The sequence below is a fragment of the Bacillus sp. FSL K6-0073 genome (genome assembly GCF_038006085.1).
Lineage (GTDB): Bacteria > Bacillota > Bacilli > Bacillales > Bacillaceae_G > Bacillus_A > Bacillus_A cereus.
In genome coordinates this window covers 2252248-2278947 of the sequence record NZ_JBBOUN010000001.1, presented here as the reverse complement: position 1 = coordinate 2278947, position 26700 = coordinate 2252248, and the positions used below count along the sequence as shown (strand labels likewise).

Here is a 26700-nt window from a genome sequence, read left to right as displayed (position 1 = left end):
TCTTGCCGAAAATCCAGCAATTACATGCCGAATTTTCGGCACACCTATGTGCGATTGTAAGCATGACGATTCCGTTCTATAATTTTAATCAATTTTATATTTTCATTAGATAACTCGAAACTCTAATTAGTACGGCTTTTTCAAACACCCAGCTCCGCCTAACTGTTTTGCTTTACAGCCAAATTTTGAAGCGGAAGTTTTACTGCTTTCGAATAGCTAGATAGATCTTTCACCCATATATTCATATCTTCCAACTTATCGAAAATGTAGCAATTATTTGCCAGTCTTCCTGTATACGTATAGCCTAATTGATGAAAGGCAGCATTCATTCCGAAAGAAAGCGATCGAGCAATTGTATAGGAGCAGAAAATAGATCTTTCTCGAAGTTCTTCCTCTAATTTAATTAGTAAACTTTTCATAAATCCATGTTTACGATATTCAGGTAAAGTAGCACAATTCGTTAATTCTGCATTCCCTTCCTTTATGTTCATTTCTGCAGATGCTGTACTAATAATTTTCCCCTCAAATTCATATACGTAGTAAATTGTATCGTCTTCTTTCATCGTCTGTAATACATAACTCGCTTCATTTAAAGGTGTCGGATACACTTCAAACACTTTTCCGAATACAGTTGCTAATTCTTCTGCATCTTCTTCAGTCGCTTTTCTCAGCAAAAATTCCTCTGGAACTACTTTTTCTTTTATTTCTTTTCCTTTTACACCGCTTAATATAGTATCTTCCTCAGTCCAATGCATACTATTTCGTCTTTCATCATTATTATATTTCACGAAAAAGTATGCATCGTGTCCTTGAAAATAATGAGGTATCGTTGCTTCCAACAAAAAACCGAAAGAGAGCCATGTTGAAACATGCTCTCCCTTTCCTTTAATAATGCATTTAGTGAAAGAATGTTTCTCTGCTAGTTCGTCAATTGTCTGTATAATACTTTCAACATTTCCTGTATAGTGATCTACCCGAATACGCTTATTAAAATAATCTAAAACGCCTTCTACTGTATAACAATTCGTCTGTTCTCTAAAAGATTCATAGTATTTCATTTTTTCACCTCACACCAATCTAGTAATGTACATGCAATAATTTTTGCGGCAGCTATCATTTTATCAACTTCTATATATTCGTTTGGATAGTGTGCTACTTTCGTCTCTCCTGGACCAAAGACTATTGTTGGTACGTTTGCAATTTGTGTAAATAAACCTCCATCAGTCCCCCACGGAGATGCTTCAATAATTGGTTCGTTCCCTTCGATTTCAACAAAGTTATGATGAAGTGTTGTAATGAGTTCATGATTCTCTTCTAGTTCACCAGGAACCCATCTCGCTCCAAACCATTCTACTTCTACTGGATTTTCAACAAACCAATTGTCCACATCATTTAATTCAGCAATCCAATTCTCAAACTCTTCTTTTGCCGCCTCTATAGTCTCATTCGGCGCAACACCGCATCTTCCTTCTAAAATTAATTCATCGGGAACAGAACTTGGCCAACTCCCTCCTTCAATTTTCCCAATGTTAATTGGAATTGGAATCGGAATTTCTTTAAATAACGGATCTATAATTCGACTATTTCTTTTCTCCTCTAGCTTTCTTACATGTTCTATAACAAACATACTTTTTTCAATTGCACTAACCCCTTCATAGCGCGTTCCACCGTGTGCAGCTTTCCCTTTTACACGTAGACGAAACCACATGGAACCTTGTTGTTTCGGGAAAAACTTCATATTAGTAGGCTCTGGAATAATGACACCATCTGCCTTATATCCTCGTAATATAGTTGCTAATGTCCCTGCTCCGCCACTTTCCTCTTCTATTACACTTTGAAAATAGATGTCTCCTTTTAATTCAATGCTAGATTCAATGATCGCTTCCATCGCAAGCATAAGTGCGACATTTCCGCCCTTCATATCCGTCGTTCCACGGCCATATATACGATTCCCTATTTTCTCACCGCTATAAGGGTGATGTTCCCACTGATTCACATCCCCTTCTGGAACTACATCAATATGCCCATTTAATATCATAGATTTCCCGTCGCCACTTCCTTTTAAAGTCGCTACAATATTTGGGCTATTCAAAAAACTTGTACGGGGTGATACAAAATAAGGGTGATCTTTCATTTTAGAAAAGGAGGGCTCCCATATATCGAGATCTAAACCTAATTCACGTAATTTTTCAATCACAATTGCCTGCGCACCGCTTTCATCACCAGATACGCTCTTTTCTTGAATTAATCGTTTTAAAAATTTCACACTTTCCTCTTCATGGCTCTCAATATAATCACAAACTTGCTTTTTTAATTGCTCCATATATTACATCTCCCTTCATTCAATTACTAGTAAGTTAGAACTAATTTGAAAATCAGCTTCTGTATGTCGTTTTACATCTTCTACTGTGTATGGGCTCATTAATTCTTGTAATATAAGTCCACTCGGAGTTACCTCCATGACTGCCATATCAGTAATAATTAAATCTACACATTTCTTTGAAGTTAATGGCAATGTACACTCTGAAACAATTTTTGCATTTCCGTACTTATCAACATGATTCATCACAACAACGACCCGCTTCGCTTTTTGTGCTAAATCCATTGCTCCACCAATACCTGGAACACGTTTTCCAGGTACAATCCAGTTTGCTAAATCACCATTTTCACTTACTTGTAATGAACCAAGAATCGTTATGTCTAGCAAACCTTTTCGAATCATCCCAAACGCTGTGCAGCTATCGAAATAACTCGCTCCTGTTATAAGAGAAGTTGGTAAACCTGCTGCATTACACAAATTTTCGTCTTCATTCCCTTTACTTGGCGTTGGTCCCATGCCCACGATTCCATTTTCCGCATGAAACATAACATTTATATCGTCAGGCAAATGATTTGGTACAAGCGATGGTATGCCAATACCTAAATTTACAATCATACCATTTTGTATTTCTTTCGCCGCACGCCTAGCAATCTTATCCCTCACTTCTACGCCCATACCCATCTCCAGTTCACTCCTTCCGACGGTACAATATAATTTACGAAAACACCTGGAACGACAATTTCCTCTGGATCTAAATTTCCAAGCGGGACTATTTCTTCTGCTTCTACAATTGTTATATCCCCAGCCATAGCTACATGAGGATTCATATTTCGTGCACTTTTGTCAAATACAAGGTTACCAAACGGATCTGCCTTCTTTGCATATACAATTGAAACTTCAGCAGTTAATGCTGTTTCAACTAAATAGGTCTTACCATTCATTTCAACTGTTCGTTTTCCCTCTTCCACAATTGTATCAACACCAACATCAACTAAAACACCACCAAGACCAACGCCACCAGCGCGAATGCGCTCTGCTAATGTTCCCTGGGGAGAAAACTCAATTTGTAATCTTCCCTCGTTTAGTTGCCTTCCTGCATTTGGATTGGAGCCAATGTGAGAAGTAATTAGTGATTTAACTCTTTCATTTGTAACAAGACGACCGATACCTACATCAGGAAATCCAGTGTCATTTCCAATCAAATTTAAATTTGTAACGCCTTTTTCTAAAATTGCCTGTATTAAAGATGGAGGGGATCCAATCCCTCCAAATCCCCCAAACATTAATGTCATATCATCATGGAACAAAGAAATTACTTCCTCAATTTCTTTTAATTTACCGAATGTATTTGTAATAGTTGTCATGCGATACTATGCCCTCCTTTTTGCATCATCTCTTCCACACTTTTAGAGAAAATTGAAAGTAATTCATCTAACTCGGAATATGTAGTTGTCATTGGCGGTGCTACAAGCAGTGCACTATCTTCTTTTCCTGCTTGCCCTGAAACTGCTTGATATAAAAGCAGGCCGTTTTTAGCTGCAACTGAAATAAGCTCCGACGCTTTTGTAAACGGTTGCAATTCTACTCCGATTAGCAACCCTTTTCCGCGCACATCAGCAATGATTGTCGATTGTTGCTGAACTTTCTGCAAGCCCTTTATTAAATAATCTCCCTTTTCTGCTGTTTTTTCAGGGAGATTATGTTTCTCCATATATTCAATAACAGCTAAAGCCGTTGCTGCAGACAATGGATTTGCACTTAACGTATGACCACTCATTACTGAACGTGATCCGCGTAATATTGGTTCCATAACACGATCACTTACAACTGTAGCTGCCATCGGTGTATATCCCGCTCCTAATCCTTTACCAAGTGTCATAATATCCGGCTCTACGCCCCAATGCTCCATCGCAAACCATGCTCCAGTACGACCAAGCCCAGTCATTACTTCATCCGCAATAAATAAAATATCGTAATGATTACAAATATCTTTAATGACTTTATAATAGTCTTTCGGCGGAACAACCGCGCCTCCAGCTGCTCCAATAACCGGCTCAGCAATAAAAGCAGCAATATGCTCTGCACCAATTCTTTCAATTGATCTTTCTAGTTCAGTCGCACATGCCAGCTGACAAGTTGGATATACCTTTTGAACAGGACATCTGAAACAATATGGAGCTGGTATAGTCGGATAATCTTCCAAAATAGATACGAAACGTTGTCTACGTAGTGGGTGACCAGACATCGATAAAGCACCCATCGTAATACCGTGATAACTCATCCATCTTGATAAAATTTTATGTTTCCCTTGAATACCTCGCTCTTGAAAATGCTGAATTGCAATTTTCATAGCTGTTTCATTCGCTTCCGTACCACTATTTACAAAAAAACTCCAGTTCAAATCTCCTACACTTAAATCACTTAACTTCTTCGCTAATTTTTCAGCTGGTTCACTCGTAAACTGTGATCTATAAACGAAAGCAATCTCCTCAGCTTGCTTTTTAATAACGTCTGCAATCTCCTTTACGCCATGCCCAATACCTGCCGTAATTGCTCCTGACGAACCATCAAAATATTTATTGCCATTTTGATCATACAAATAAACACCTTTTCCATGTGAAATCATTGGATACGGCTGACCAACAAGTGGTTTAATTAAGTAATCGCGCATAGCGCTCCCCCATTTCTCCAATTTGTATATATATATGAAGAAAATTGACGTTTCTTTCATAAAAAAGAATCCTCTGCAAAAGCAGTGAATTTATCAAAAAACTATTATAAAATATACAAATGAGTGCTTAAAAATATTTATAAAACAGAAAATTCAGAACTATAAAACGAAGACCAACCCTTTTCTATACGCCCAAATAACCCTCCCTTTTATATGAAATGACTGCATCACCAAATGTTTTTATAGCATAATGCCAGCTGTCCTTAAATACCGACATTCTGTACACTTCGACGGAACTCCCGTTAAACTCCTTCCTATTATCCTACTTTAAATTGCATATTTTAAAACAAATTTCGACACCCCACCTTACTAATCAATTCAGATTCATATTTAATATGTAAACTTTTCATTTTTAAACTATAAAAAAAGAACCGATTAACCACACTAATCAGTTCGTCATGACGCTCTCTTATGGGTTAATACTGTCAATTGCTAAAATAAATAGAAAAATGAAGTTTACAAATTCATCCTACAGCCTATAACACAAAACCTTTTCATAACTTCATTCACATCACAATTACTATCAGGATATCTCTATCCCGAAGTGGCACCCCTTTCCTCAGATTCAAACTATCTTTCCTTTATAATTTATGTAGGACAATTATCACTTTGTATGTGTATTTGCCTATAATTAAAAAAATCCCTAGTTTTCTAGCGATTTTTGGACATGTATTCAATATGTTAATTGAAATACACTTTCAATTTGGAATTTATTTTACTTTCGTGCAGTCATATGTACTGCTTTACTCTACGAAATTCTCGTAAGCACCAGCACCTCTTTATGACAACATATTTGTTGTCAATTTTTAATTTTCCCCTTATAAAATCTTTTTTTTTGCATAACCGCTTTCTTGCTTCGCATATAGTTTTAATGATGACAAAGGAGGAATGTTCATGTCTCAATCTGAAATCGAAAAATATGGACAAGAAGTTACGCAATACGAACAGCTCGCACGTTACTATCAGTTTCGTAATCCTAAAAAATATATAGAATTATATATGAAATATTACGATGCACTATCAAAACTTGTACAGGCGTATGAAACAAGAGACTCACAAGAAGCTGCTTTACCGTCACATATAAGAATTTTTCATGCCGATCCAAATATACCAGCAGTTGACATTTTAGTAAACGGACAAAAGGTTATTAAAAATATTTCATTTAAGCAATTCAGCCCTTATTTATCATTAGTGCAAGGTAAATACCGTATAGACATTGTTCCTGTCGGAAATGAAACTCCAATCTTTTCAGCGTTGGTACCAATAATGGGAAATCATACTTACACTCTTGCTGCAATAAATAGTGATAATCACCTACAATTACAGCCTATACTTGATAATACACATTTACCAGCTGGTCAAGCAAAAATACGGTTTGCACATTTCTCTCCAGATACCCCTGTTGTAAATGTAGATTTAAAAGATGGAGATCATTTATTTGAAAATGTACTCTTTAAACAAATAACAGATTTTTTGCAAGTTAGCCCTGGTACAGCAGATATTGAAATTTCACTCGCAGATAATAAAAACGTTTTATTGACTATACCGAAATTCAATGTTGAACCAAATGTTATTTATACAATTTCAATAGTAGGTTATTCAACTAAAGATCCTAAATTAGAAGCCGTTATACTCACAAATTAAAACAGTCTACACCATTCATTTGGTGTAGACTGTTTATTTTTGAAATGCAATTTGAAATTCTGTCCAATCGTTATCTGATCGACACATAATGGATCCATTATGTTTTTCCACAATTTGTTTACATACAAATAATCCAATACCAGTTCCTAACTTTTTAGTAGTTACAAATGGTTCAAAAATCGTTTCTACATTTTCAGCTGGAATCATTGGTCCATTATTTTTTATCACAATTCGAATAGCTTGATCTTCTTCAAATACATCAATGATAATTTTTCGTTCTTCTTTCATTGATTCAAGAGCATCAATTGAATTCATTAATATGTTTAAAAATACTTGTCTCACTTCACTTCGATAACCAACAAGCGGAATTGGATACGGTAAATTCTTTTCAATCAAAACATTCGCATTGACCAAACTCGGATATAAAAATTGTATAATGTCTTGAAACAAGTCATTAAGCCAAAACCGTTCCGATTCATTCCACATTTCTTTTTTTGATACGAGTAAAAATTGCGAAATACGAAAATTTAATTGATCTAATTCATGCGAAATAATATCTAAATACGATAAACTCGGATGATCTGCCTTTAATAATTTGACAAACCCCATAATGGAAGTAAGCGGATTACGAAATTCATGTACAAAACTAGCTGACATTTGTCCTAAAATCGTCAGTCTTTCTTTATGTGTTTCGTTAATATATTGCTGTTTTTCCTCTAAATTCTTCGATATAATTTCCGAGTATTTTAAAACGGTATAATAAATTAATTTGTCAAAACAAGTATGTATTTTTGCCATAATTGGTTTCAATTCACGAGCACTAACATCTAATTCACACATCGCTTCGAAAAGTTCATTTCTTCCCACGTTTGCGTTATAAACAAAATCTCCAATATTCGCATCTGCTCCAGCACGTTCAATAGCAATTTTCTCACATAACGGTTGAAGATAATTTATATCTTTATCTTCCATAGTAAGTTCGATAATTAACTCTAGTAAATCCTCTCCATTTTGAACTACTTCTAGTTTAAATGGATCTTTTTCGGAAATTATCATTTTGTTTTTCCAGTTCTCTACGAATTGGTGCCTATTGTTTTTCAAGTGTGAACAAAATATTTCTTTAATATCCTTATCGATTGGAAAAACCTCCATTCCCTCCATTTCCATACGACGAATACCCTTTATATTTTGAATATTAACACAAAAAATACGATTCGTTAATAGATTTTTGTCACATTTTGTTAATTTCTGTTGATAAAATTATTTTTTCTTTCTTATTTAACTAATTGTATGCAAATCCCCTTTTTCCTTCACATATTTTCATTATTTCCGTAGTCAAAACGACTTTTTTTGCATCATTTTTAATTCTTGCGTACAATAGAAAATGAAAGGTGTGAAAAATATGGTAAATAAAAATGTGGAAGATTATCTCCAAGAAGGCATTTACGGCCAAAAGCAAAACAAACCAGAAGAACGTAATATGTATTTAACTACATTACGTGAGCGTGTGGAAATCGCTTTAACGATCGGTCAAGTAATGCAAAGTAATGTATACTCTGAAGTGGCGGGTAGCATGCGCCCTTCTCAATCATTACAACTCCTCCTAAATGGTGGCATTGCTTACCCACATTTATCAAAATACATTAAATTAGCAAACGAAAAAAATGTTCCTTTTACAATTGTTCAAAATAAAGATACAAAAACACCAATCGGTTTAGTATTAACTCATGCTACTGCTGTAGATAAAGAACAAATTTATGTAGAAGATACTATTTTCAAACAAGAAATGAAGTAAAAGTTACACTTAATTAAATAGTTACTAGAAGCGTAAAAAACGAGTATGGAATCGTAAACATTTCCTACTCGTTTTTTAGTGCAAGTTTTAAGTTTTTCTATTTTATTTTTTAATACATACTAATTTCATTTCTGTCATTTCTTCTATTGCATATTTAATTCCTTCACGCCCCGTACCACTTTCTTTCACACCACCATAAGGCATATGATCTACTCTGAACGTTGGTATATCATTAATCATGACACCACCAACCTCTAGCTCATCAATTGCACGCATTGCTTTAACTAAATTATTTGTAAATACACCTGCCTGTAAGCCGTAACGCGAATTATTTACTTGTTCAATCGCTTCATCAAATTCTTTAAATGTATTTACTGTCATGAGTGGGCCGAATACTTCTTGGCACTGCACAGATACATGATCTGGAACATTTGTTAATACAGTCGGTTCAAAAATTCTTGCATCGCGCTTTTTACCACCGCATAAAACAGTTGCTCCTTCCTTAATTGCTTCTTGAACCCACATATCAATTCGCTCTACATCTTTTTTTGAAATTAAAGCTGATACATCCGTTTCCTCAAGCAGTGGATCACCAACAACAACTGATTCCATCGCTTTCTTCAGCTTCGAAAGAAATTCATGCATTTTCGTTTCATGTACAAAAACACGTTGTACGGAAATACAAACTTGTCCATTATTAACAAATGCTCCCCATTTTACACGTTCAATTATTTCATCTGTTAACTCTACATCTTCATCAATGATAACAGCAGCATTTGATCCTAGTTCCAACGTAACTCGTTTTAGCCCAGCCTTTTGTTTTATTCCAATTCCAACTTTTGGACTTCCGGTAAAAGTAATAGAAGCAACGTAATCATTTTTGACGATGGCCTCACCAACCGTGGAGCCAGGGCCAGAAATGATATTTAAAGCTCCATTTGGCAATCCTGCCTCTTCAAATAACTCAACTAATGCATAAGATGATAATGGCGTTTGATCAGCTGGCTTTAATACAACTGTATTTCCGGCAGCAATTGCTGGTCCAACTTTATGCGCTACTAAATTTAATGGGAAATTAAATGGTGTAATAGCCCCTATAACCCCAATCGGCTTTCGGATTGTATATGCGATACGCCCATCCGCACCAGGTGCGGCGTCTAATGGCAATGTCTCACCATATATACGCTTCGCTTCTTCAGCTGCAAATTTGTACGTTTGAACAGTACGATCTACTTCTCCCCTTGCAGCACGTATTGGTTTTGCAGCTTCTTTTGCAATAATCTCTGCAAATTCTTCTCTTCTTTCATCCATTTTTTGTGCAACTTTCTCTAAAATAGTCGCACGATCATATGCAGATAATGTATTCATTTTTGTCATTGCATTTTTTGCAGCAGTAACAGCCTCTTTTACATCTTCTTCCGTTCCTTGTGCAATTTCCGCTAATGTTTCTTCAGAATATGGTGCGTACAATGGTTTATACGTGTTTACAGATTTCCAGTCTCCATTTATATATAAATGCTTTTTCATACTTCTTCTCCTTCCAAATATATGTATACAACAATACTTCACCTAGTGAAAGGTTTGACTTATGTCATTGTATCATAGCTCCTATCCCTCAAAAAACATTATGCTCAAAAAAACTCTGCTATATAGCAGAGTTTACGAGCTAATTTGCTCTTGTAACGAAATTTGTTTTTCATCTTCTAAAATAACAATCGATTCTACTATCTTTGTAACTTCTAATCTTTTTATATAATGTCCATCTAATTCTTTCACACAAAACTTATAATTTTCAATTTCAATGGAATCCTCTTCAGCAATCTCTATATTCTTCGTTAAAATCCAACCACCGATTGTATCAACACCATCATCATCAATCCCTAAACCAAATAACGTATTTACTTCACTAACAAGTACTTTTCCCTCTAGTATCGTCTTCGTTTCACTAACCTTTTGAATTTCTGGCTGCTCATCCGTATCAAACTCATCCTGAATATCTCCAACAATTTCTTCCAGAATATCTTCAACAGTAACAAGTCCAGATGTTCCACCATATTCATCTATCAATATAGCAATATGTGTTCTTTCTTTTTGCATTTTCAAAAACAAATCATGAATTGGAATAGAATCGATAACTAAAATAATTGGTCTCATATATTGCTCTACTGTCTTCTTATTAACAGCTTTATGTTGTACAAATTCAGTAAAAATATCTTTAAAATTCACAAAACCTATTACGTGGTCTTTGTCGCCATCAACAACTGGATACCTTGTATATTTTTCACGAGACATTTTTTGCAGAGCTTCTTCAGCAGACATCTCTTTACTTATAATATTCATTTCAGTTCGAGGTACCATTATTTCTTTTGCAATCCGATCATCAAATTCAAAAATTTTATTCACATATTTATATTCAGATTGATTAATCTCACCATTTCTATAACTTTCTGAAACTAACAACCGTAATTCTTCTTCTGAATGAACCTCATCATGTCCCTTCGGCGGTTTTAGCCCTAGCAGCTTCGTAATGATTCGAGCTGAACCATTTAATAGCCAAATGAATGGGAATGCAATACGATAAAAGAAAATTAACGGCTTAGAAACAAGTAAACTCACTTGTTCAGATTTTTGAATTGCAAATGTTTTTGGGGCCAATTCACCTATTACAACATGCAAAAAAGTAATTAACAAAAACACTAAAATCACAGCAAAAATGTCTGCTAGTTGAGTAGAGATATTCCAATTTGCAAAAAGCGTATCAAACATTTGCTTTAACGCAGGTTTACCAAACCACCCAATTCCTAAAGCTGTAACAGTAATTCCTAGCTGACAAGCAGATAAATATTCGTCTAAGTTTGTAATGACTGTTTTGACCGATTTTGCACGATTATTTCCTTCTGCAATTAAATAGTCAATTCGTGAACTTCTCACTTTAACAATTGCAAATTCTGCTGCAACGAAAAATGCCGTTAAAGCAATTAAAACAATCACTATACTTATACTATATATGTCCAAATACTTTTCCTTACTTACATTGTAAGCAAGGAAGCCACCTCCTACTTAATTTTATTCAAGTGAAGTAAGCATTCTAATACTCTAACAAAATTCTACATTAGCAACCACCTTTTTATATATTATATGCATACATAAAAAAGATATTTATCATTATGATAATCTAATTCATTTACACTCGTCAAATTATTCTAAATGTTACGATAAAACATTTTTATTTAAACGAACTATTCTTCTCAACTCAATTTCGTGAAAAAACACTTTCTTTGCCGATTCCACACTTCTTTTGTCGCACTAGAAGGGAACTTACTTCATAGCTCGAAATCATTCAACAGGATATATATAGGAGGGATTATTTTGGAATATAAAACACCATTTATCGCAAAGAAATTAGGTGTTAGCCCAAAGGCTGTTGTCCGGATCGCACAACAATTAAATCTTACGATAGAGAAAAACAAATATGGCCACTTTATTTTCACACAAGAGGATGTCGATCAAATGTTAGAACACCATCGATTTCAAATAGAGCAATCTCAAAATTCTCAATCTACTCAAAAGGCTTCCTCAAATGAAGTTGAGGAATTAAAAACTCAAGTTAATACAATTGTTCAAAACATATCATCGAATGATTTTGAGCAATTAGCTGATCAATTAAACACTATTACGAGAAGACTTGATCGAATGGAAGAACAAATGCAAGATAAGGCAAATGATGTCGTCACGTACCAACTTTTACAACACCGTCGTGAAATGGAGGAAATGTTAGAGCGAATTCAAAAGTTAGAAGCTGCCCTAACGAAAGAAGAACCCATTTATATTACTCCTGATTCAAAACCAACATATGAACGAGAAAAGAAACCGAAGCGCCGCAAAATGATTTTTAGTATATTTGGATTATAATTTTTAGACCCTTATTAAAATAATAAGGGTCTTTTTTAATGAAGAGTTATATCCTATACAAATATTATTCTCTTTATTATACATATTCACTTCGCTTTATTTCGTTAACATAATATTTTTACTGTATTCTGCAATTAATGCCTGTGCATGAGCATTCCCTTGAATCACATCACGAAATTCTTTTAAAGAATACAAATGCGTAACCCCTTTTCGAGCATGAATTCTTACTGGTACACCTTGTAAAGTATCATGAAACTGAAATGGATTATCTATTGGCTCAATTGGAAAACCAAGTGTAAGTAAATACATATACATTCTTTTTGTTACTGCTGCAATGTACCATTCAGCTTTTGTTTCTAACGCATGTATAAATAAAATAGCTGTTAGCCTTTTGAAATGTCCTCTCCCACGAGACGTTTTCGAAATACTTAACTTACCTATTTCATACACATTCTTCAAATCTTTTACTAAATCATTTTTAGAAAACGGATAGAAAAACTCAGAATTTGATTGTTCAGGTATCGTATACTTAATACATTCTACTGTACCAATAGGATGTTCATCTTCTATTAATAAAAATCGTGATGGATTTAAATTACGTTCTACGAACATTAAGTTTCTTTCTTCACAAAAATCTCCCCATAGTTGCTCGAACCCAAAATGTTCTTCCTTTGTTTGAACACGCTGGAACATATTTAACCGCCTTTCCCATCGCCGCTCTGTTTTTGATAACGCTTTCACTATCTATCATATAAGAACAAATCTTCGTATGCAACTAAAAATATTTATGACTTATTATATTCTGCAAAATGAATTAGATTCCAATTTAATCGACTTTTATCCCGCGCTCACATTCCTTTTAATAACACATTTGTAGCACTTTTCAAATCTAAATTACATTATGTTTCTTTCCATACAGCATATAATTCTTCTTAATCTAAAGAAATCCTTTATGAAAAAGGATTTCTTTTACTTCTTAATGCTTTTTAACCATTTTTCAAAAATTTGTATCATCCCATGTTTTCCAGCTAATTTCTCTTCCCCTTGTTTCGTCTTATATGGATATAACTGCAAGAAAACGCCGCATCCAGACTCAATTTTTTTACTATGCATATGGCTTCCTGGATATACACAAATGACTTCATAAATTGACCTTCGATAATAGACTCGCTTTCCATCCTGTTCTTCTACATACTTTATAGACCAGTACTTATACATTTGCTCAGTTGCTTTCGTATTTCCGACGTGCTGAAAAATATTGTACATTGGACTATACTTCACTTCAATAATAATAGAAGATTTATATACGTATTTCCCATCTTCTTTTACATAACAGTCTAAGCGAATATCTGGCTTCTTCGTATCCTCACCATTGTAAAAATTACTACCTTTACTTAATGCAATAAGAGGATGTGTTTCAATTAAGTCATTAAATGCAACATGCACCTTTATATCATCTCGTTCTAAAACTACTGTCGTTCCATCTTGTAATCCATCTACATAAAAATGTTCTTGTATTTGTTCACGGATAGAGTTTCTAGCTTCAAAACCAATTTGCTCTAAAATTGAAATAACGATAAAAAAAGCGTAATATTCATACACTAAAAACGTTGGCTTATAAACAAATAATAACGATGGAGATTGATCCGTATATTGCGGGAGTACTTCTAAATGATGTAGTAATTGTTGATGTGGTATCGGTAAATCATGTAAGTTCATGTTACTTGTTTCAGTAACTTCCCTCCAAAACGAAGAATGCATTAACATTTGAAAGTATTGTACATTTTCATGCACAATATGCGCCAATATTTTATATTCTTGTATTTTCATTGAGCTCTTTCGTAAATCGGCTTCTTTTAGTAAATGTATATTTTTATATTTTTGCTTCTCTCTATCAGTTACCGATCCATTACGCTCAATTGTTTGTATAATCGTTTTTACGGCTTGAAACTCTTCTGATTTTTTCTTTTTTTCTCTTTCTAAGATTTCAATTGTTTGACGTAAAAAACTTTTTGCTTCAATTAAATAATGATAAAATTGCATCGCTTTATATTTAAGAAATGCATTTTCCTTACTATTTTTTTGTTCCATAAACTTACGATTATAATGTTTGGCATAAGGTTTTCGTTCTGCCACTATAGTTCCTTTTCTTGTTGGCCTTCGCTCTTTTCCTTCCCATTTATATTCATTTATAAATTTTGAGCTTGATTCTATTTTCTTAAAGATTTGCTTTATCATTTTCATTTTTTGGGGTAACTTTCTAAGTAACACTAAATAAGAAGAATCCTCAATATCGCTAAGTGCAGAGAAGGTCTTTTTATAGTAACCTCTATCCAAAATCAACTCATTTAAAATTGACTTCACATAGTCTTGAATCATTTCAAATTGATCATCAAAAAAGTTTTTCGGTACGATTTGAAATGCGCCATAATACGTTGTATCTTCTATACGCACTTCAAAATGGTATAAACCACAGCGCCATGGATAAAAGAATTCTGTTTTCCCATGTTCATATATTAATACTCTTTGTTTTTTTTCATTTATTTCATATTGAGCCTCTTTTATATTTTTCTGTCCCTCATATACTTTATTCCATATAAAAGTAATATTCATTGGAATTTCATAATTGTACTGCAATCTTATTGGTTTTAATTCTTGTACTTTATAAATACATTGAACTAATGCTGTAGTAGATGTACAAAGACGATTTAATAAAATATAATCTCCTTTCCCCTCATTTCCAATGATTAACTTTAATACAAAAGGGAGCGTTTCATTCGTATCAACGATTTTTGTTTCGTAACGCCCTTCATTTTGCATATCCATACAGCTCCAGTTCTCTACGTTTTTCTCGTATATATGCTAAAGAGTGTTCAAATGTAGATACTCTGTTTGCAAGTGCAGATTGCAAAAGAGGTACTAAGGTCGCCCCCCTTTTTGCTTCTTCAGAAAGTAAAGGCCCAACCATCATTTCGGTCCCTCTGATTTTCGTCAATACACGCTGCTTTATTTGTAAATCAAACCCCTCTTCTCTACTGATCATATAGGTATGATTATTTTGGAACGGTATGTTTTGCAAATAAGTCGCAATTGCATTTGCACATCGGAAAGAAATTCCCTTAGACGCGTCATGTGATGACAATACGACATGCAACTTATCTAATAGCTCTAATTCTTCTTCAGAAAACACTTCAATCATCGCTTTATTTCTCATCCAATTTATCCGAAATTCTCCCGCTGTTACTTTCAAAGGTGGATGTAATACGACTTTCCCCTGTTCCATGTCCATCTCACAAAACGGAATTTTCTGTAACGTTATTAGGTTCGTTCGATCTAATAATCGATCAGAGAGCTCTTTTGTTGTTTCATCAAAATTCACAGTACCTACAAATATAATATTTTCTCCAATTTCAATTGTTGATGGAATTGAATTCTCTATGTCCTGTACACCCTCATACAAGTTTAAAATACGATTTTTTGTTTCAAGTTCAAGAACAGATAGAAACGGAGTAAACCAATGCTCAATATAAGACATGTTCATTTCATCAAAAACGATTATATACAATTGATTGGGATTTTCTTTCGCCTTCATTAACGTTCTAACTAACTTCGTTTCACTTTCAATAAAAGTACCATTTGGATGAAGGTAACCAAGTAAATCATGTGGTTCTTGATACGATGGCGAAATCGGAATCCAAACCAACTCTTCCCCATACTGTAACCCTAATGCTTCTGCATAAGTTTGCACAAACCGTGATTTCCCAACGCCCGGTATACCACCAAGAATCGTTAACATATTTGTTTTTACACTTATATGGAAATTATAAATATCCGTTTCATCCAAATATAACCCTTTATTATGCACCATACTTTGTACATACTGTAAAAAAGACGATTCACGCTCATCCCATTCCCATTCATCTTTTTGTACTTTTATATCCTCTACTTCAACTAGCTTACCTTCTTCATGCATTCGTTTTTTTAATTGCTCATACACATAATCACTTACAAAATATAATTGATCTTCTACCGCTATTTCTACATACTTCGTCCAGTCACTGCAGTTTATATATTTACATTCACGTTTCTGTTCAAAATAGGCGATTGAGCTAATTGATGACTTTAGGGATATGTTTCCGTAAAGTCTTCCATCGTGCCACAATAATTCGGGAGGCTCAAAGTCTTTCGGAAATTTTGGCATAAGAAATGATAAATAACCGTTGCTAAGTTTTCGTTCTAAAGATTCTCTTTTTTTATTATTTGTAACTTTAGGTGCCGGAATCATTTTATAGCTGCTTGCTATTTCTTTCGGTTCTTCTGTACATATTAACTCCACGTATACATTTCCTCTTTCATAATAAAGACGAAACATTACTAGTTGCTTTTCTAATTTCCTCTTCTTTAATTCCGAAAAGATTTTTTCATTCTTTTTATTGCTACATAACCCTTCAAATACATATGGTTCATTTGTAAATTGTTCCTGTAAAGTGAATGGTATTGGCGATAAGCATTGTACAAAGAAATTCTCTCCACTCTTCTCTTTCTCAGCTTTTGTAAATTTCCCTAAAAATCTCATATAGTACATTCGTTTTATAAAACTTGGCTGAAGAGCTTTATGTAATTTCACCTTAGTCACCTTCTTTTTTCATACTATTCTTAGTGTATGAAAGAAACGAAAAACTAGAAATAAAAAACCTGACGTTATCCGCCAGGTTCAAAATAAAAACTTATATTAATGAGAAGGAAATGCTTTTTTCTCTTGTAAAATTGCATTATGAGCAATTTTCATTTTCGCAAGTACGTAACGTAATCGATCTTCAGCGTTTTCATCTTTACTTATTTGTAATTCCGCCAAATTTTCAACAGAACTTGCTAAATTTTCAATGACTCCTCTCAGTTCAGGATGATGATTAAAAAAAGATTCTTGCACTAATACTTTCCTTAACTCACTAGCTAAATCAATTATTCTAGACAACTGTTCTTTTTTTTCCATTCTCATCCCTCCTGAATATCTTATGTAGTAAATATTCTCTAAACAAAGAAAAAAGCCCTTTAAATGAAAAGGACTTTTTACATTTTTATATTTCCAGTTAATAACATATATATGGATGTGATAGCCGCAACAATAATTGCCCACATCACATATTTCTCTGCACCTACAAAGCAACGGTTCCCTTGTTCTTTTCTTGCAAACGTATAAACAATAATTCCAATTCCATACACAATTGAAACGAGTAGTAAATTCTTTAAACCAGCTGCATAAAGAAGCCATACAGAGTAAATAGAAGCAATTAAAGCCAACGCTCCGTTTTTTAATTTTGCGTCTTTTAGCTCGTTTGTAATGACTAATTTAAATTGGAATAACGCTGATAATAAATATGGTAATAAAATTGATGTTGATGCAATGAAATACATAATTTGATATGTCGATTCCGAAAACAAAACGATGATAAATATAATTTGGGCAACACCATTTGAAATCCATAATGCCATGTGCGGTGTTTGCTTTTTATTTGTTTTCGTAAAGACTTTCGGAAATACGCCATCTTTTCCTGCTACATGAGAAATTTCAGAAACAAGTAAAAACCAGCCAATTAATGTACCGACAAGTGAAGCAACTAATCCGATGTTAATCGCAACTGCACCCCATGGGCCAACAACGTGCTCTAATACATGTCCCATTGACGGAGTTTCTAACACAGAAAGTTCGCCTCTTGTCATAGCTCCCATTGACAGGACAGAAATTAAAATATAAATGGACATTACTAAAATAAGTCCCAATACTGTTGCCTTACCAACATCTCGACTATTCTTCGCTCTTCCAGATAATACAACCGCTCCTTCAACTCCAATGAAAACCCAAAGTGTTACAAGCATTGTATTTTTCACTTGACCAAGTATAGCGGAAAGTGAGATCGTTCCTTCTCCCCAAAAATCATGTGTAAATGTGTCCCAGCGAAAGGCTGTTACCATTACAACAATAAATAAAACGATTGGAACTAACTTCCCTATTGTTGCGATAACATTCATAATAGAAGCTTCACGGATCCCAAATAAAATTAGAAAATGAAGTGTCCATAATAAAAGTGATGCCCCAACGATAGACGCAACATTATTTCCTCCTTTGAAAATTGGAAAGAAATAACCTAATGTACTAAACAGTAACATAATTGTTGCGACATTACCTAAGATTCCTGCTAGCCAATATCCCCAAGCACTATTAAATCCAATATATTCACCAAAACCAGCACGTGCATAACTATAAATTCCACCTTCAAGTTCCGGTTTTTGTCTTGCTAACGTTTGATATACGAGCGCAAGGGGAATCATTCCCATCGCTGTAATACACCAGCCAATTATTATTGCACCACTGTTTGCTCCTACTGCTAAATCATGCGGTAAACTAAAAACACCGCCACCAACCATTGTTCCAACTACTAATGCGATTAATGGAAAAAATCCTAACTTCTTTTCTATTTGTACCACCCCATCTGTCATTCTAGGTGTTATGTTCGTTCAACTATTAAAGTCACCTTTTTCTCTAATAGACGTTTCTCTTATATTTTTTCAGGAAAACATTACTTATTCTAAAAGAAAATGAGCAAAAATGGAATACTTTTTTGAAAAAATGTATAAGTATGCACAAAAAAACCGCTCATTTTGTAATGAACGGTCATTTCAAACATATAAATTTGTATATTTCTTGTAAATTTAACGAAGTAAATTCTCTTTTTGTAAAAATTGTTTTGCGACTTCTTCACTACTTTTACCATTTACGTTAACTTCATAATTCATTTTTCGCATTTCTTCATCTGTAATCTTTCCAGATAATTTATTTAATACCTTTTCAAGTTCAGGATATTTCTGTAACGTTTCTTTTCTTAATAATGGTGCTCCTTGATAAGGTGGGAATAACCCTTTATCATCTTTTAGCACTTTCAGTCCGTATTGCTTCAATTCACTATCTGTTGAATATGCATCAATTACGTTAACATCTCCAGATTCAATTGCGCTATAACGCAGCTTCGGCTCCATCGTTTTAACATTTGAGAACTTATAGTTATATAATTTTTGCATTCCTTTATAACCATCTTCACGATCAGCAAATTCCAATGTAAATCCTACTTTGGCTTCCTGCGCAACATTCCCTAAATCAGAAATTGTATTTATATTCTTTTGATCTGCTATTTTTTTCGGCATGGCTAGTGCATATGTATTGTTATACTCCATTGGCTTCAACATAATCATATTATATTTCTTTTCCATTCCAACGCGAGCCTGCTCATATACTTCATCACGATTTGTACTCTTTGGTTCTTCTTTCACGAAAGTAGATAAAGCTGTTCCTGAAAATTCTGGGTATATATCTACTTCCCCTGATTTCAACGCTTCAAATACAAATGCTGTTTTCCCAAGACCTGGTTTTAATTGTACGTGTAAATCTGTATCTTGTTCAATAAGCTGCTTATACATTTGAATTAAAATTTCAGGTTCTGATCCAAGTTTGCCCGCAATAACAATATCTTTCTTTTCTGTACTCCAAAGAAATGGAGAAGCAATCATTATACAAACAATACATATCGTCAATATAACACGCTTAGAAGAGCGTTTCGGTCGTTCAAGTATGCGAAGTACTATATCAAAGAATAAAGCGAGTAACGCGGCTGGTACGGCCCCTAAAATGATAAGTGCATGATCATTTCGATCTATACCTAATAATATAAGCTTACCGAGCCCACCAGCACCAATGAGAGCTGCTAATGTAGCCGTTCCAACAATTAATACCATCGCTGTACGAATACCGGCCATAATAATAGGCAATGCAAGAGGAAGTTCTACCTTCCACAACCTTCTCCAACTATTCATCCCCATAGCTTTCGCGGCTTCTATTAGAGATTCATCTAATTCCCTTATTCCTGTATATGTATTTCGTAAAATAGGTAATAGTGCATACACAACTAATGCGATAATCGCTGGAAGTTTTCCGATTCCTACTAACGGAATTAAGAGTCCAAGCAATGCAAGTGATGGCACTGTCTGCATTACTGCAGAAGTTCCTATTATAAATTCAGCCATTCGTTCTTTTCTTGTTAATAAGATGCCAAGTGGCACTGCTATAATTACTGCAAAAAATAATGAAATAAGCGATATTTGTAAATGCTCACTTAATGCAGTTAGTAATTCTATTTTTCGTTCTTGGAACGTTTGTATAAAATTAGTCACTGTTTAGCCTCTTTCCTTCATTTGTTCAACAATGTAATTGACAATATGACGACTTGTTAACGCTCCAATATATTGACCGTTTTCTTCAACTGGAACGACCTCTTCATCACGCACACGAACTAGTGCTTCTTGTAAGGAAGAATGTAATGATAGCGCCTGCCCTTCTAATTGCACACTTTGATCAAGTGGCAATACATCTGCTACACTTTTCCCCTCATACCAAGTTCGCCCATGATTTCCAATGAACTCCTCTACAAATTCATTTTTCGGATTATGTATAATTCCTTCTGGTGTATCTAGTTGAACAACTTTTCCTTCTTTCATAATACAAATGCGATCTCCAAGTGATAATGCTTCTTGCATATCATGTGTTACGAACACGATTGTTTTTTGAATCTTTTTTTGCAACTGTACAATATCCTTCTGAAGCTGTTCCCTACTTAATGGATCTAACGCACTAAATGGTTCATCCATAAGAACGATTTTCGGGTTTGCGGCTAATGCTCGCACGACACCGACACGTTGTTTTTGTCCTCCTGACAATTCATCAGGCATACGATCTCGATATATATCCGGCTCTAATCCAACCATATGTAACAAGTCATCGACGCGTGCTTTAATTTCTTTTTTGCTCCATTGCCTCATTTCAGGAACAACTGCAATATTTTCAGCGATTGTCATATGAGGAAACAAAGCAATCTGTTGCAACACGTATCCTATATCCCAACGTAATTCGTTTATATTATATTGTTGAATATCTTTTCCATCGATTAAAATCGATCCTTCAGTCGTTTCGATTAAACGATTAATCATCTTCATTGTCGTGGTTTTCCCGCAACCACTCGGACCGATAAGAACAAAAAATTCTCCCTTTTTAATTTCTAAATGCAATGAATCCACTGCTTTCGTGCCATCTTCATACGATTTTGACACATGATTAAATTGAATCACAAATACAACTCCTTTACTGTTGTTTCCTTTATTTTGATGGAATATGGCATTCATTTCAAATGATACGCTTTTAAATAAAAAAAGAGCTCACATTTGAGCTCTAACGGTCGAACAATATTGTTTTCATAATAGCAGCATATTCGCGAACATACATTTTTCTCTTAGAACGAATTGGTGTTTCAGCAGCTAGTGCCTCCATCTTCATGCCTAAACGCTTTGCAATTATTTTCGTTCGATATAAATGATACGTATTACTTACAACTACCGCATGTTTCACATTATATAAATCCATACTAAACTTTAAGTTTTCATACGTATTTGTAGATTGATCTTCTATTAAAATACGACTCTCATCTATACCGTGTACCATTAAATAGTTTCTCATGCTGTGAGCTTCCGGTATATCTTCATCTTCTCCTTGACCACCTGAAACAATTATTTTCGCTTCAGGATGGGAAAATAAATACTCCAACGCTACATCCAAACGATTTTGAAGAGATAAAGACGGTCTATCTCCAAATAACTTTGCACCCAGTATAAGAACGTACGGAGAGTGATAGCTCAACTTTTCACGAGCAACTTTGTTCATTCTAAACGTCATATAAATGATATATAGTGGCGGTAATAATAAAATGATAAGAAAGATCCATTTGTTCATAAATAAGTTTGCACTCCCTTTCTTTTTATTATACAGAAAAAGAAAGGGCGGCAGAAGTGTTTTTTAAACGATTGATTTATTAGAAACATTCGCCGCTACTTTACGTTGTGATAGTACATAATAAATAGCGATTCCTAATGAGAAGATCAATATGCAGCTTAATACGTAAAATGGAAGCATTACTCCGGCTTTAGATACACCCGCTGTAAACAGCATTAATAATACAATTCGTATTCCAGTACCAATTAGGCGAAATAAGCTGTCTACACGTCCCATTACTTCGTTTGGAATTTCCTCCATCATCAATACATTTCTCGCCACTCTTGTACCCGCATTTCCAACTGCTTGAAAAATTGCAAGTCAATATAAGAAAATTACGGAAGGTTCAATAATCATTGCGGTAATTGAAATTACATAAATGAACATCGTCATAACGATTGAAACTTCTGTTTTTACATATTTCATTATGAGTGGAATACAGATTCCTGCAACAACCGCTCCGACACCGTACATCATTCCCTCTATTGCGTATACAGAGGCATTGGCTTTAAGTATATCCGAAATATAAACTGGTATTAAATAATTTGCCATCATAACACCTATAAACGGCATATAAGTGGCCAGTAAGAACCAAAAGAGCTTAGGACGTTTTTTCATAAAGTGAATTCCTTCAAACAATTGCTTCTTAAATGTTATTTTTCTTTTCACTTCTTTTTTCTTTACGTACGGTATACATAAGAAAAGAAAAAATGCTCCAGCAAAAGTTAACATGTCTACTAACAAAATCCACTTCAAAGATACAATTTCAATTAAGAAGCTCGCGGCCGCTCCAGAAATAACTTGTGTTAACTGTCCTTGTATTTCCATCGTTCCACTTAAACTTTTATAATGTTCTGCTTGAAATATCTCTTGGTTGAACGCAAATATTGTAGGATAAAATAATAAATAGTAGAATGATCCGGCTATATAAATAAGAATATAGTGAATAGAATGATAAGGTTGCCCAGCAAATCCCCATATAACCATTATTCCGATTACGGCTATTCCGATTCCTTCGTTACATAGCAATAAAGATTTTCTTGAAAAACGATCAATACTTTGCCCAATGAATGGTGTTAATAAAAACATAATGAGGGTTGCAATGATAGAAACATAACCAAATGTTGTCTCTCCTCCACTCTCTTTAATTAACAGCCAAGGAATCGTTATCATAACAATTCCGGAACCAATAGCAGATAGACTATTGGCTCCTAGAATGTAATACAAGCGAGAATCATGATAAAGTGAGGACATATCATTCCACTCCTAGTTGTTTTTTCACCTCTTTATATACGCTCATATATGCTTTCAATTCTTTAACTACATCATGAATTAATGGTTTTGCATCTTCCCCAAGTTCACCATCTTGCACATGTAATCCATCAAGCACAACTTGTTTTGGAATTGCATTTGCATAAACACCTCTAGCGACCGTTCGCATGCTGTTTAATGCATTTATTCCACCTTTACCGCCACCAGCAACCGCTAACAACGCAACTGGTTTATGAATAAATTCACTACTACTTAAGTAATCTAAAGAGTTTTTCAGCGCACCGCTCATCGCATTATGATATTCTGGTGTACATAATACAACCCCATCCGCAGCTTTCACTAACGTTTTTAATTTTTTTACTGCCTCTAAATCACGTTGCGACTCTTCTCCATTGTATAAAGGTAACTCCTCAATTGCTAAATCATATAATTCTCCTTCAAATTGATCCGCAATATATTTTGCCACCACGCGAGTTCTACCAAATTTTCTTGGTGTACCGTTAATAACGACTAGTTTCATGATTATTTCTCCCCTTTGTTTTCAAGTTCAACTTATATATTATCAGAAATTTCTATACAAAACACAATATAAAGAGTTAACTTGTTTCATAAAATAGTATGATAAACAAAAAAGAACTCATACTTTCGTATGAGTTTCGTACAATTACTTTGATTCATCTCTCATGCTCAATGTACCTAAACTTTCATTTGCTTCAAAATGATTATATGCTTTTTCCGCTAATCTTTTCCGTTCTTCTGGTAATTCTATATATTTCATTACGTTTTCAATTATTTTTTCGTACGGAGTAAATACAATTCCTGGCCACTCTACCTCATCTTCTGGATTACTATTTTCGGAAATAATAAATTTCTTATTCGCGACTGCATAAGACACGCGAGGTGTTTCAAGAATTCCTGATAAGTAAAAATGAATATTTAATATAATTTTAGCTCTAGCAATCAATTCATTTCTAACAATTCCCCACGCATTATTTTTAAAAACTATATTTAAATTCGGGGCAATCGCTTTTAGATGATCAAAAATAGCTTGTCGCCTCGGATTAAGAGCACCTATAAACAGAATATCAATATCTTCAATAATCTCATCTTCAAACGCATCTTTTTTTATTTCCAAAGTTGGAGCATAGTTCATTTCTACATGTTTTATTTCTTTTCCTACCCCTTTTTGTTGAAGCCATTCTATATTTTGTTTACTATAATCCCAAATCACTCTATCTTTTAATAATATTAAATAAAGGGGATGCGCATATGGACTTCCTTCGTATAGCTGTTCTAAATTATAAATAATTGCATCTTTCGGAAGAAGATTCGGGTTATATGCGTATGTATGTGCTCCAAAAACAACTGTATTCTTTACATTTCCCAGTATTGTTTCTGATATAATTACTGTATTTCCCTCCTGCTCCAACCGCCACTTTAAAGCTCGCGCAACATCTATGAAACTACCGTATGTCTTTGGGCATATAAAAAGACAATAATCATATTCTTTATTCAAATAAACTTCCATTAATCTTAAATTATTTTTATATAAATCTACATCTGGATGTTTAAGTACCAACTCATTTGCATGTTTTCTTGCTACTTTATATAATCCAGCATAATAAGCAGCGATGCATCTTCTTAATTCGATTCTTTCCCGGTCCTCATCTAATACATCCATGTTTAAAAGAAGATTTGCGATACAATACGCTTTTAAATGATCACGATCATAATAATAGTCTAGTAGTGGCATCAATTCTTCATACGTATTTCCATGCACCGATTCTCCTAGTTCAATCGCCCATCGCATTAATTCCATGATTACTCCACTACTCCTTTAATCGAAAATGTATTTAATAAAATTTCGCATTATTCTCTACTATATTTGCTATATGAAATGGAATCTTTTCCTTTATCGATTCCAAATACTTTTGCGATACCGCCCCTAAATGTTTTTTATGAGGTATATAGAAAGCACTAATAGAAATTTCATAGTCAAATAAGTAATCATACACATGATAATCTACAAATAGTAGATCATCCTTTGGAAAAGGAATTTCCTTCCCTTGCAGAGCATACATCAAAGCAATATTGTTTTGAGATCGTAATCGATACAACCTTGCAAGTTGGTATAATGGTTCAGCCCGGGTTGGTCTATATTCCCACGCTTTTTGAAAATAAAAAACAGCTAATGCTAAATATTGCTCTTCTTGCCCTTTAACAGTTTCTTTTTCATCAGCATCTGTCACTTCATTTTGTTTATTTGCTGAACGATTTGCTAACTGCTCATAACAAAATCCTATTCGCAATAACGAATAGAATACCTCTTCAACCCATCCTCCTGCTTCCACTCGTTTTTTATACCATTTAATTGAATTCTCAAATTGACTTAAATGAAAATAAGTCTGAGCTAAATAAAATAAATATCTTATATGCAAATCTGGCGTTGTTTCTGGGTCGTTTATTCCTTGTAACAACAACCTCTCATCTCTTTCAAATTTATCAGCTTTGCTCCCGCCATCTCCGGGATCATTCACGACAAGAGTCTCTAACCGAGCTACCCTCGTATTGTAATTCGCTCCAACTTTTGAACGATCTATATCCCAATACTCATGAGTAACACCGACAGATTTCCATGGTAAAGAAGCTTTTAAAAGACGGGTAAGCCAATATTTAATATGAACATCATATTGTAATGTAAGATAATGATCTTCCGTTAAGCTCGTTTTATCGAAATTCGGACCAACCTCTAAAATCATATCTGCATCTAATATTAATAAATAATCTGCTTCTGGGTATGTTTTTTGCGCTAACGAAACAGCTAAGCTTCTGTTATAACCAAAGTTTTTAAACGGCTCATGATGAACCGTCCCAGGTATCTCATTTTCCTTACACCAATTTTCAATAATTTCAGGCGTATTATCCGTCGATCCAGTATCACAAATAGAAACAAAGTCTACAATTGATTTTGTTGCATTTAAACATCTTTCCATAATTCTAGACTCATTTTTGACGATCATACAAAGACATAACTTTTTTTCTTCCTTTACAGACTTCACTTGCTCATTTCCCATTTAACCACCTCATATTTTATTAACACGCTCTTCTCATATGTAACAACATTTCTTAGCTATACTGATGACATAAGCACCCTT

At 34.2% G+C, this 26700-nt stretch carries 22 protein-coding genes and 1 pseudogene; 3 read left to right on the top strand and 20 right to left on the bottom strand.

The window, feature by feature from the left end; genetic code table 11:
* Positions 1 to 158: 158 nt before the first annotated feature.
* Genes ablB through MHB52_RS11930 form a run of 5 tightly spaced genes read right to left on the bottom strand, consistent with a single transcriptional unit; the run spans position 159 to position 4991 of the window.
* Positions 159 to 1058: a putative beta-lysine N-acetyltransferase gene (gene ablB / locus MHB52_RS11950; RefSeq protein ID WP_000878596.1), complete on the bottom strand. Its 900-nt coding sequence runs from the start codon at positions 1056 to 1058 to the stop codon at positions 159 to 161.
* On the bottom strand, positions 1055 to 2323 hold the full coding sequence (locus MHB52_RS11945; protein WP_000436685.1) for a peptidase: 1269 nt from the start codon (positions 2321 to 2323) through the stop codon (positions 1055 to 1057). Before MHB52_RS11945 ends, ablB begins: the two co-directional genes overlap by 4 nt.
* A gap of 15 nt (positions 2324 to 2338) precedes the next feature.
* A complete protein-coding gene (locus MHB52_RS11940) occupies positions 2339 to 3001 on the bottom strand; it encodes a CoA transferase subunit B (protein WP_000525278.1) in 663 nt (220 codons plus the stop codon).
* Positions 2986 to 3684 (bottom strand): acetate CoA-transferase subunit alpha, encoded by a 699-nt coding sequence (gene atoD / locus MHB52_RS11935; protein WP_016117749.1) that lies wholly within the window; start codon positions 3682 to 3684, stop codon positions 2986 to 2988. The genes MHB52_RS11940 and atoD overlap by 16 nt, the downstream gene beginning before the upstream one ends.
* The gene (locus MHB52_RS11930) at positions 3681 to 4991 is read right to left on the bottom strand and encodes an aspartate aminotransferase family protein (RefSeq protein ID WP_001205897.1); all 1311 of its coding nucleotides are present in this window, start codon (positions 4989 to 4991) and stop codon (positions 3681 to 3683) included. The genes atoD and MHB52_RS11930 overlap by 4 nt, the downstream gene beginning before the upstream one ends.
* Before the next feature lie 954 nt (positions 4992 to 5945).
* Here MHB52_RS11930 and MHB52_RS11925 point away from each other — a divergent pair.
* Complete coding sequence (locus MHB52_RS11925; protein ID WP_000083284.1) at positions 5946 to 6695, top strand: DUF4397 domain-containing protein; 750 nt, start codon at positions 5946 to 5948, stop codon at positions 6693 to 6695.
* A 33-nt stretch (positions 6696 to 6728) separates the two neighbouring features.
* Here MHB52_RS11925 and MHB52_RS11920 read toward each other — a convergent pair whose 3' ends face one another.
* Positions 6729 to 7862, bottom strand: coding sequence for a BA2291 family sporulation histidine kinase (locus tag MHB52_RS11920; RefSeq protein ID WP_000425086.1), 1134 nt, complete (start codon positions 7860 to 7862; stop codon positions 6729 to 6731).
* Positions 7863 to 8097: 235 nt separating this feature from the next.
* On the opposite strand from MHB52_RS11920, the gene MHB52_RS11915 reads away from it, so the two are divergent.
* Positions 8098 to 8490, top strand: a complete 393-nt coding sequence (locus MHB52_RS11915; protein ID WP_000247557.1) for a YueI family protein — start codon at positions 8098 to 8100, stop codon at positions 8488 to 8490.
* A 102-nt stretch (positions 8491 to 8592) separates the two neighbouring features.
* Here MHB52_RS11915 and MHB52_RS11910 read toward each other — a convergent pair whose 3' ends face one another.
* Positions 8593 to 10017 carry an aldehyde dehydrogenase family protein gene (locus MHB52_RS11910; protein ID WP_000716457.1) on the bottom strand — a complete coding sequence of 475 codons (1425 nt, stop codon included), beginning with the start codon at positions 10015 to 10017 and terminating at the stop codon, positions 8593 to 8595.
* 132 nt (positions 10018 to 10149) lie between these two features.
* The gene (locus MHB52_RS11905; RefSeq protein ID WP_002098489.1) at positions 10150 to 11505 is read right to left on the bottom strand and encodes a hemolysin family protein; all 1356 of its coding nucleotides are present in this window, start codon (positions 11503 to 11505) and stop codon (positions 10150 to 10152) included.
* 354 nt (positions 11506 to 11859) lie between these two features.
* Between MHB52_RS11905 and racA the strand changes: the two genes are divergently transcribed.
* On the top strand, positions 11860 to 12402 hold the full coding sequence (racA, locus tag MHB52_RS11900) for a chromosome-anchoring protein RacA (protein ID WP_000456022.1): 543 nt from the start codon (positions 11860 to 11862) through the stop codon (positions 12400 to 12402).
* 96 nt (positions 12403 to 12498) lie between these two features.
* Here racA and MHB52_RS11895 read toward each other — a convergent pair whose 3' ends face one another.
* The 12 genes and pseudogenes from MHB52_RS11895 to MHB52_RS11840 all read right to left on the bottom strand — a co-directional run bounded on the left by MHB52_RS11895 (position 12499) and on the right by MHB52_RS11840 (position 26619).
* On the bottom strand, positions 12499 to 13095 hold the full coding sequence (locus MHB52_RS11895) for a hypothetical protein (RefSeq protein WP_000487794.1): 597 nt from the start codon (positions 13093 to 13095) through the stop codon (positions 12499 to 12501).
* A 276-nt stretch (positions 13096 to 13371) separates the two neighbouring features.
* Positions 13372 to 15222, bottom strand: coding sequence for a hypothetical protein (locus MHB52_RS11890; RefSeq protein ID WP_016117746.1), 1851 nt, complete (start codon positions 15220 to 15222; stop codon positions 13372 to 13374).
* A complete protein-coding gene (locus MHB52_RS11885; protein WP_000766199.1) occupies positions 15212 to 17029 on the bottom strand; it encodes an AAA family ATPase in 1818 nt (605 codons plus the stop codon). The genes MHB52_RS11890 and MHB52_RS11885 overlap by 11 nt, the downstream gene beginning before the upstream one ends.
* 105 nt (positions 17030 to 17134) lie before the next feature.
* Positions 17135 to 17395: a hypothetical protein gene (locus tag MHB52_RS11880; RefSeq protein ID WP_000412089.1), complete on the bottom strand. Its 261-nt coding sequence runs from the start codon at positions 17393 to 17395 to the stop codon at positions 17135 to 17137.
* Positions 17396 to 17472: 77 nt separating this feature from the next.
* Positions 17473 to 18900 carry a basic amino acid/polyamine antiporter gene (locus MHB52_RS11875; protein ID WP_000129444.1) on the bottom strand — a complete coding sequence of 476 codons (1428 nt, stop codon included), beginning with the start codon at positions 18898 to 18900 and terminating at the stop codon, positions 17473 to 17475.
* A 213-nt stretch (positions 18901 to 19113) separates the two neighbouring features.
* Entirely contained in the window at positions 19114 to 20625 is a 1512-nt protein-coding gene (locus MHB52_RS11870; protein ID WP_061663300.1) for an ABC transporter permease/substrate-binding protein, read from the bottom strand.
* 3 nt (positions 20626 to 20628) lie between these two features.
* Complete coding sequence (locus MHB52_RS11865; RefSeq protein WP_000614082.1) at positions 20629 to 21576, bottom strand: ABC transporter ATP-binding protein; 948 nt, start codon at positions 21574 to 21576, stop codon at positions 20629 to 20631.
* A gap of 100 nt (positions 21577 to 21676) precedes the next feature.
* Complete coding sequence (locus MHB52_RS11860; protein ID WP_001045711.1) at positions 21677 to 22234, bottom strand: YdcF family protein; 558 nt, start codon at positions 22232 to 22234, stop codon at positions 21677 to 21679.
* Between the two features lie 63 nt (positions 22235 to 22297).
* Positions 22298 to 23527: pseudogene (locus MHB52_RS11855) on the bottom strand (MFS transporter).
* A 1-nt stretch (position 23528) separates the two neighbouring features.
* Entirely contained in the window at positions 23529 to 24065 is a 537-nt protein-coding gene (locus MHB52_RS11850) for an NADPH-dependent FMN reductase (RefSeq protein ID WP_000780355.1), read from the bottom strand.
* A 144-nt stretch (positions 24066 to 24209) separates the two neighbouring features.
* Positions 24210 to 25364, bottom strand: a complete 1155-nt coding sequence (locus MHB52_RS11845) for a hypothetical protein (RefSeq protein WP_016117744.1) — start codon at positions 25362 to 25364, stop codon at positions 24210 to 24212.
* A gap of 34 nt (positions 25365 to 25398) precedes the next feature.
* The gene (locus MHB52_RS11840) at positions 25399 to 26619 is read right to left on the bottom strand and encodes a glycosyltransferase family 2 protein (RefSeq protein ID WP_000526227.1); all 1221 of its coding nucleotides are present in this window, start codon (positions 26617 to 26619) and stop codon (positions 25399 to 25401) included.
* Positions 26620 to 26700 lie beyond the last annotated feature (81 nt).